This is a genomic window from Aestuariimicrobium ganziense, assembly GCF_015352975.1.
Taxonomy (GTDB): domain Bacteria; phylum Actinomycetota; class Actinomycetes; order Propionibacteriales; family Propionibacteriaceae; genus Aestuariimicrobium; species Aestuariimicrobium ganziense.
Map to the genome: position 1 here is coordinate 1 of NZ_JACYIZ010000012.1, position 4,151 is coordinate 4,151.

The 4,151-nt window shown below is 69.9% G+C and carries 1 protein-coding gene; it reads left to right on the forward strand.

Annotated elements, in window-relative coordinates; translation table 11 throughout:
• Positions 1 to 169: 169 nt before the first annotated feature.
• Positions 170 to 4,151: PKD domain-containing protein (locus IE660_RS15205; protein ID WP_203569236.1), on the forward strand; the 3,982-nt coding region annotated here is incomplete at its 3' end.

The window sequence follows — 4,151 nt, forward strand, 5'->3', positions numbered from 1 at the left end:
CCTGCACGAGGTGGCCTCGATCCTGTCGAACCCGGAGCTGGCTTTCCTGTACTGACTGGGCCGGCGGGGGACCGTCGTGCGGGGGCGGCCCGCCTCGCGAGAGTCTTTCCAACTCATGTGACAAATAACACTGTGTCGCGCGGGCTTGTCGGCCCTAGGTTGTCTGCTCATGAGACCTCGATCCGGGGGCGCGGTGCGTCCTGCCTCACTCGTCGTCGCGGTGGCCCTGGCGCTGCTCGCCGCCCTGCTGGGGTCGCCACCGGCAGCGGTCGCCGACATCGGGACCGTCATGCCCGCCGATGCCGGGGGCAGCCCGACCGACGGCTTCGAGACCGATGACGCCCTGTACGCCCTGGTGATCACCGACATTGGGGGCGGACGGGTGTGCGTCGTCCAGCCGGGCGACACCTGCGAGAAGCCCGCCTTCGGCACGTCGAACATCGTCACCGGCATCGGCACCACTCACATTCTGCTCGAGCCGCCCTACCTCAAGGTGGGCACCTACCGGCTGCTGGCCGAGACCTACGACCCCGGTCGTGACGCCTGGGTCACCGACGCCGTCTCCGAGGAGTTCACCATCGTCGACTGCCGAAGCGGCAGCGGCTGCGACTCCACCGTGGCGATGCAGCAGGTGCAGGACTGGAAGCAGGCCTCGTCGGCGCGGATGGCCGCCGGCCGCCACATCTGCACCGCCTTCTCGATCAAGGAGCGCTACGACCAGGCGATGACCCTGTTCTCGGGCCCGTGGGCGGTGATCAGCAGCCTGGTCATGGACGAGCTCGAGATCGAGGCGCCGGCCACCAACCACGACGTCGCTCTGCGCATGCTCAACATCATCAGCTGCAACATCTCGCTGATGCACGAAGACATCGTCAAGGACCCGCCCGACCCCCACTTCGACGAGGTCGTCCCGATCCAGCCGCAGCCGGTCGAGACCATGCCCACCGCGGCCCAGCAGCGCTTCGTCGCGGCCCTCGAACGAGAGCGGGCCGTGGGCCGGGCGATGCTGACCAGCTATGAGCGCTACCTCGGCGCGGTCGAGGCGGCCAACCTGCCCGGCCAGGAACGCCAGGCCAGGGCGACCGGCGAGTACGGTCTGCAGCTGGTCGAGGCGCTGCGCGAGTCACGGGCGGCCGGTGAGGCCCTGCTCGCGTCGTCGGCTGCTGCCGACAAGGCCCTGCTCGACGAGGTGATGGTCGAGACGGCCGCCGGCCAGGCCAAGCTGCCGGTGCTCGACCGGGTGCGCACCAGCGGTTTCACCGCTGACGAGGCCGCGGCACTGGCCGCCCTGGGCGTCAGCACGGGCGACCAGGCTGTGCAACGGCGACTGCTCGGGCTGGTTGACCGAGGCCTGGTCTCACCCGGGGGGCAGCGCCGGGCGCTGGTCGTCCACCACGACGACGGCATCGACGAGGTGATCGCCAAGACCGAGAAGTTCGCGAGGGCCGCGCTGGCGGCCGCCGCCATCGTCATGCCGAAACCCACAGTCGCCCTGCCCGCCGAACACCACGGTGACGAGGGCACCTGGATCACCTTCAAGCCCACCGTGACCGCACCCGGCGGCCAGACCGCGACCCTCACCTGGGACTTCGGCGGAGGGCAGGCCGACCACAACGGTCGTCCGATGGCCTTCTACCGCAACAGCGGCACCTACACCGTGAAGGTCACCGCCACCCTGCCTTCGGGGGCCAGCGCCAGCGCGACCACGACCCTGATCGTGGGCAACGTCGCCCCGACCGCCTCGATCACCTGGGGTCGCCACGGCGGCGAGGTGGTGGCTCCGGGGGTGCCACGTGACCTCGTCGGGTCAGCCTCCGACCCGGGCGCGGACGAGATCGTCGCCTGGCACTGGGACCTCGGTGACGGCACCACGGCGACCACCCGCACCCTCACCAAGACCTGGACCACGCCGGGTACGTACACTGTCAGCCTGGTGGCCACCGACGAGGAAGGCGCCGCCAGCCAACCTCGCACCCTGGTCGTCACGGTGCGGGAGTTCGCCATCAACCTGGGCCCCGACCAGGTGGTCGACGAGGGCACGCCGGTGGTGTTCAACCCCACCGGCGACTGGGCGCGCTCCGGTGGCTACGTGGAGTGGGACTACGGGGACGGCACCAAGCCGTTCCGGGTCGGCGGCTACGGCCGGAGGACCCACCTCTACACGCCCGGCACCTACACCGCCAGCATCACCAGCGTCGACGGCGACTACCAGGTCTCGGACGAGGCAGTGGTCACGGTGCGCAATGTCGCCCCGACCAACCTGCAGGTCAACGCCGCGACGCGTCCCACCATCAACACCACCGTGACCGTCGACACCATGTGGGTCGATCCCGGTGACCACACCAAGGCGACCGTCACCTGGACCCTGCCCGACGGCAGCACCCACACCGGCACCCGCTACGACTGGACCCCGACCCAGCTGGGCGAGCATACCTTCACCGTCAGGGTGGATGACGGCTATGGGGGCACGGTGCAGGCCTCCCGGACGATCACCGTCCTGCCGGCAGCGACCGGGGCGCCCAAGGACTCCTACGGCCAGGAGTTCTGGCTGGCCTTCGGCCCCAACCACGACGTTGATACCTTCGCCAGCAAGGGCGGCAAGCTCTCGGTGATCATCGCCTCCGAGCGCGGCGCCACCGGCGGGATCTGGATTCCGGGTCTGGACTGGAGTGCCAGCTTCACCATCGCCCCGGAGTCCGTGGTGACCATCGAGGTGCCGGTCGAGGTGATGCAGAACATCGGCGGGTACTCGGGCTACTTCTACAAGCGCGGCCAAGGGGTGCACGTCTGGTCCTCCAGCGACGTGACCGTGGTGGGCCACAACCACGTGCAGTACACCACCGATGCCTTCGCGGTGTTGCCGATCGATGCCCTGGGCACCCGGATCCGCACGCTGACCTACGACGACCTGCCCTTCTACAACCCCCAGGTCAACATCGTGGCCATCGAGGACGACACCGTGATCGCCGCGCAGTCGCCGCTGCACGACCACCCGCAGGCCCGCACCATCACCCTGCAGAAGGGCGAGGTCGCCGCGATCACGAACCGGCCGATGAGCGGCTTCGCCTACACCAGCAACAAGCCGGTGGCGGTGTACTCGTTGCACGGTTGCGCCAACGTGGTGAAGCCCGCCTGTGACCACCTGGCCGAGCAATTGCCGCCGCCGTCGGCCTGGGGCAAGGAGTTCGTCACGGTGCCTCTGGCCGGACGAACCAAGGACTGGTTCGAGGTGATGGCCGACAAGGACGCCACCACCGTGACCGTGACCAGTTCCGACGGTGTGGTCACCCAGGAGTTGGCCGCCGGCCAGCGCTGGACCTGGGAGAGCGGCAAGGGCCAGGTGGTGCGGTCCGACCAGCCGATCCTGCTGGCCCAGCTGTCCGAGGGTGGCACCGTCGACGACACGGTGTCAGACCCCTTCCTGTCCTTCGTGCCCCCGGTCTCGCAGGGGACGACCAAGGCGGTGCTGACCACGCCGGCACAGGGCCAGTCGACCCACCACATCAGCCTGGTCACCCGGGCCGATCGCACCGGCGAGGTACGGGTCGACGGGGCCGCCCCCGCCGCCGCGCTGCGGACAGCCCGGGTCGGAGCTGCGGCCACGCCCCAGTGGGCGGTCGTCCCCGGGACGCCGTGGGCGACGCTGACCGTGGAGGTCTCAGCCGGCTTCCACGTGGTCGAGTCGAGCAGCCCGTTCGTGGCGATGGTGTACGGCTTCGGCGACTGGGACTCCTACGGCTACGCCGGGCCGCACCTGGTCGCGGCCGTGGCCGAGGTCGACCGGCTGACGATGGAACCTGCCAACCAGACGGCGGTCGTCGGTGAGCAGCGCTGCGTGGTCGTGACCGTCCTCGACGGCCAGTCCAACCCGGTCGCCGGGGCTCGGGTCGACCTGGCCTCCACAGGGGCGGTCGTCCAGAGCTGGTCGGTGGTCAGCGATGCCGAGGGCCGGGTGCGGTGGTGCCTGACCTCCGACAGCATCGGGCAGGCCGACCTGGTGGCCACGCTGGCCGACGCGCAGGCCCAGGGCCGGATCACCTGGCAGGGATCACCACCCGACCCGGATCCTGACCCCGATCCAGATCCCGATCCGGATCCTGATCCCGATCCGGATCCTGATCCTGACCCCGGGCCTGATCCTGACCCCGGGC